This window comes from Stenotrophomonas sp. 05L44_2, assembly GCF_056665995.1.
In genome coordinates, this window is record NZ_JBFTNR010000327.1 from 1 (window position 1) to 4564 (window position 4564).

The window sequence follows — 4564 nt, forward strand, 5'->3', positions numbered from 1 at the left end:
TGCATATCCAGTACTTGCCCAAGGCCGTACCCAGCCGCGCGAGCGCGGCCTCGGCCGGATCGCTGCCAGCGCGATCGACCGCGCGTGCGATGCGCATCGCCAGCACCGTGGCCGCTTCCGATTCCAGCGCCAGATCGGCCAGCACGTTGCCCATCAGCGGATGGTCCATCAGTGGCTTGCCGAAGGTGCGCCGATGCCGCGCGTGATGCAGCGCCTGCGCCAGCGCCATGCGCATTTCCGCCGCAGCGCCCAGCATGCAGTCCAGCCGGGTCATCATCACCATGCCGATGATGGTGGCCACCCCGCGTCCCTCCTCGCCCACACGCCAGGCCTGTGCGCCACAGAACTCCACTTCGCTGGATGCGTTGGCCCAGTCGCCCAGCTTGTCCTTCAAGCGCATCAGGCGGAATGCATTGCGATCGCCGTCGGCCAGGCGCCGTGGCATCAGCAGGCAGGTCAATCCGGCCGGCGCCTGCGCCAGTACCAGGAAGCCATCGCACATGGGTGCGGAGAAAAACCATTTGTGGCCGATCAGCCGATAGCGCTCGCCGTCGATGGGTTCGGCGCGGGTGGTGTTGGCGCGCACRTCCGARCCWCCCTGYTTCTCGGTCATGCCCATGCCCAGGGTGATGCCGKSCTTGTCGGCCACTGGCACATCGCGCGGGTCGTATACCGGTGCGGCGGCCTTGCGCGACCACTCGGCCAGATGCGGCTGCCCGCGCAGCACGGCTACCGCGGCGTGGGTCATGGTCAACGGGCAGCTGGTGCCGGCCTCGGCCTGGTGGTGCAGGTAGCTCAGCGCAGCGCGCGCGACATGCGCGCCGGGCTGCGGCTCGTGCCAGGACAACCCTGCCACGCCATGTTCCTTGGCCGTCTGCATCAACTGGTGATACGCCGGATGGAATTCCACGGTATCGATGCGATGGCCCTGCGCATCATGGGTACGCAGGCGTGGGCGATCTCGGTTGGCGTCGAAGCCGATGCGGTACAGCGCGTCGCCGGCCAGTCCTCCGTACGCCGCCAACCGCGGTGCGAACGCCGCCGCGCCCTCGCGCTGCACGGCCTCCATCAATGCGATGTCGTCGGTCCACAGCTGCCGGCCGGCGAACGGCGGCGGCTGGTTGAGCACCACATGGGTTTCGTAGGGGGCGCTGCTGTTGAAGCTCGGTCCACTCATCGGTTCCTTCCCCGCCGGCAAGAGGTGTGCGGTCCGATTGTGCCGTATCGCCCGGCAACCCCGCGTTCAGGCCGATTCTCGCCACGTGCACGACCGGACCGCCACAGTGACGGCATGGCAGGCAAAGACGATCTGGTAGTACTGCGGCCGGAAGGGCTGTACTGCGCGGCAGGCGATTTCCATATCGATCCCTGGCGGCCGGTACCGCGCGCGGTCATCACCCATGGCCATGGCGACCATGCGCGTCCGGGCATGGGCGAGTACCACTGCAGCACCGGCAGCGTGCCGATCCTGCGCTGGCGCCTGGGCGATGTGCCGCTGCACGCGCATGCCGAGGGCGTGCCGTTCGCGCTGGGCCGGGTGCAGGTATCGCTGCATCCCGCCGGCCACGTGCTCGGCTCGTCGCAGGTGCGCATCGACGATGGTGAGCAGGTCTGGGTGGCGTCGGGCGACTACAAGCGCCAGCCCGACCCCACCTGCACTGCATTCGAAGTGGTGCCCTGCGATACCTTCATCACCGAGGCGACCTTTGCGCTGCCGATCTACCGCTGGCCCGATACCCGTGCCGTGGCGGCCGAGATCGCCGCCTGGCGCCGCGAGTGCGCGCAGCGGGGCGAAGCGGCAGTGCTGCTCTGCTATGCGCTGGGCAAGGCGCAACGCGTGCTTGCCGAGCTGCGTGCGGTGGATGACCAGCCTGCCTGGCTGCATGGCGCCATCGCCAACGGCGTGGCCGTCTATCGCCAGGCCGGTGTGCCCATGCTCGACACGCTCACCGTTGCCGAACAGGGGCGTCAGCCCGATGCGGCCGGCCAGCTGATCCTGGCCCCGCCCTCGGCCGCCGGTACGCCGTGGCTGCGCCGGTTCGGCCGTCACCAGCTCGGTTTCGCCTCGGGCTGGATGCAGTTGCGCGGCAACCGCCGCCGGCGCAACGTCGACCGTGGCTTTGTGATCTCCGACCATGCCGATTGGCCAGCGCTGCTGCAGACCATCACCCAGACCGGCGCGCAGCGGGTCATTGCCACCCACGGCAACACCGATGCGTTGATTCCGTACCTGCGCGAACGCGGCGTTGCGGCCGAAGCGTTCCGCACCGATTTCGGAGGCGAGGAATGAAGGCCTTCGCCGCGCTCTACCAGCGGCTGGATCGCAGCACGGCGACGCTGGACAAGCGCGCGGCGTTGATCGATTACTTCCAGCACGCACGCCCGCATGACGCAGCATGGGCGCTGTACCTGCTCAGCGGCGGCAAAGTGGGCGGCGCGCGGCGGAAGATTGCCGGCAGCGGCGAATTGCGGGCGTGGATCGCCGACGAATCCGGCCTGCCCCCCTGGCTGGTCGAAGACAGCTACGCGCAGGTCGGCGACCTTGCTGAAACGCTTACCCTGCTGCTGGATGATCCGGCCACCGAAGCCGAGGATCGGCCTCTGGCCGACTGGATCGAACACCACCTGCTTGCCGTTGCCAACCAGCCGGAGCCGGTGCGTCGTGCCGCCGTAGTCGACGGCTGGCGACAGCTGGCATCGGCCGAACGCCTGGTCTTCAACAAGCTGCTGACCGGCGCGCTGCGCGTTGGCGTATCGCAGCGCGTGGTGCAGCAGGCGTTGGCCGAGTGGTCCGGGCTGGATATCGCCCGCATCGCCCAGCGCATGCTCGGCGACTGGGTGCCCTCCCCCGGCCTGCTTACCACCTTGCTGTCTGCCGAAGAACTGCCGACCGATCGTCAGCAGCCCTACCCGTTCTTCCTCGCTTCGCCGCTGGAAGGCGAGCCTACCGAGCGGCTGGGCGACATCAGCCACTGGCTGCTGGAATGGAAGTGGGATGGCATCCGCCTGCAGCTGCTGCGGCGCCAGGGTGAGGTGGCGTTGTGGTCGCGCGGCGAAGAGCGGCTGGACGGTCGCTTCCCGGAGATCGAGCAGGCGGCAGCGTCTCTGCCCGATGGCTGCGTACTCGATGGCGAGCTGCTGGCATGGGACGACGCCGACAATCTGCCGCGTGCATTCACCGCCCTGCAGACCCGCATCCAGCGCCGCAAACCCGGCGCCGCCACCCTGCGCAACACGCCGGTACGCGTGCTCGCCTACGATCTGCTTGAACGCGACGGCGAGGACCTGCGTGCACTGCCGCTGCAGCAGCGACGCGTGCAGTTGGCCGAGGTGGTCGGCGCGCTCGGCGATCCGCGCATCCAGCTCTCGCCCGAGGTAGACGCCGACGATTGGCAGCATGCCGCGCAGCTGCGCGAAGCATCGCGCGAGCGTGGCGTGGAAGGGCTGATGCTCAAGCGTCGTGATTCGGTCTACCAGTCCGGGCGTCGCCGTGGCGACTGGTGGAAGTGGAAGGTCGAACCGCTCACGATCGATGCGGTGTTGCTGTACGCGCAGGCAGGCCATGGTCGGCGCAGCACGCTGTATACCGACTACACCTTCGGCGTCTGGGACGGCGAGACACTGGTTCCAGTAGCCAAGGCCTATTCCGGTCTGGACGACAAGGAAATCCTCGCCCTCGACCGCTGGATCCGCGCGCACACGCGTGAACGCTTCGGCCCGGTGCGCAGCGTAAGTGCTGAACAGGTGTTCGAACTTGGTTTCGAAGCAGTCAACCGCAGCGCGCGCCACAAGTCCGGCATCGCCGTACGCTTTCCACGCATCCTGCGCTGGCGCCACGACAAGCCGGCTGCCGAAGCCGACCACCTGGCCCAGTTGCAGGCGCTGGCGCGATGAAGCGCAGCGATGCGCTGCAGCGCCTGCACGCATGGTTCGGCAGCCGCGGCTGGCGCCCCCTGCCCTTCCAGCACGCCATGTGGCGTCATTACCTGGCGGGCGAATCTGGCCTGCTGCACACGCCCACCGGCAGCGGCAAGACCCTTGCCATGTTCGGCGGCCCCTTGTTGCAGGCGATGCTCGACCCGCCCCCCGCACCGCGTCGCGCCAGCGCGGTACGCCCGCTGCAGGTGCTGTGGGTAACGCCGCTGCGTGCGCTGGCYAGCGATACCGCACGTGCGCTGCAGGCACCGATCGACGGCCTTGGCCTGAGCTGGCGCGTGGGGCTGCGCAGCGGCGATGCCAGCAACCGCGACCGGCGCCTGGCCCGCGAAGGTCGCATCGACGTGCTGGTCACCACGCCGGAGTCGCTGGCGCTGCTGCTCAGCTATCCCGACACCCTTGAGCGCATGCGCCAACTGCGCTGCGTGGTGGTGGACGAATGGCACGARCTGCTSGGCAACAAGCGCGGCGTGCTGCTGCAGTTGAATCTGGCGCTGCTGCGTGAGGCAGCCCCGGCGATGCAGCTGTGGGGGCTGTCGGCCACATTGGGCAACCTGCCACAGGCACGCGACGTACTGCTGCCACACCGTCCACAGGCAACGATCGTGGAAGGTGCACGGCAGCGGCC

General features: G+C 68.6%; 4 protein-coding genes. 3 read left to right on the plus strand and 1 reads right to left on the minus strand.

Features of this window, described 5'->3' with window-relative positions; genetic code table 11:
• A partial coding sequence (locus tag AC1VAN_RS12575) for an acyl-CoA dehydrogenase family protein (RefSeq protein WP_480985903.1) occupies window positions 1–1177 on the minus strand: 1177 nt, incomplete at its 3' end.
• A 114-nt stretch (window positions 1178–1291) separates the two neighbouring features.
• Here AC1VAN_RS12575 and AC1VAN_RS12580 point away from each other — a divergent pair.
• The 3 genes from AC1VAN_RS12580 to AC1VAN_RS12590 all read left to right on the plus strand — a co-directional run.
• Entirely contained in the window at window positions 1292–2290 is a 999-nt protein-coding gene (locus tag AC1VAN_RS12580; protein WP_032977105.1) for a ligase-associated DNA damage response exonuclease, read from the plus strand.
• Window positions 2287–3894 carry an ATP-dependent DNA ligase gene (locus AC1VAN_RS12585; protein ID WP_025879174.1) on the plus strand — a complete coding sequence of 536 codons (1608 nt, stop codon included), beginning with the start codon at window positions 2287–2289 and terminating at the stop codon, window positions 3892–3894. Before AC1VAN_RS12580 ends, AC1VAN_RS12585 begins: the two co-directional genes overlap by 4 nt.
• On the plus strand, window positions 3891–4564 hold a 674-nt coding region (locus AC1VAN_RS12590), incomplete at its 3' end, for a DEAD/DEAH box helicase (protein WP_480985904.1). The genes AC1VAN_RS12585 and AC1VAN_RS12590, both read left to right, overlap by 4 nt.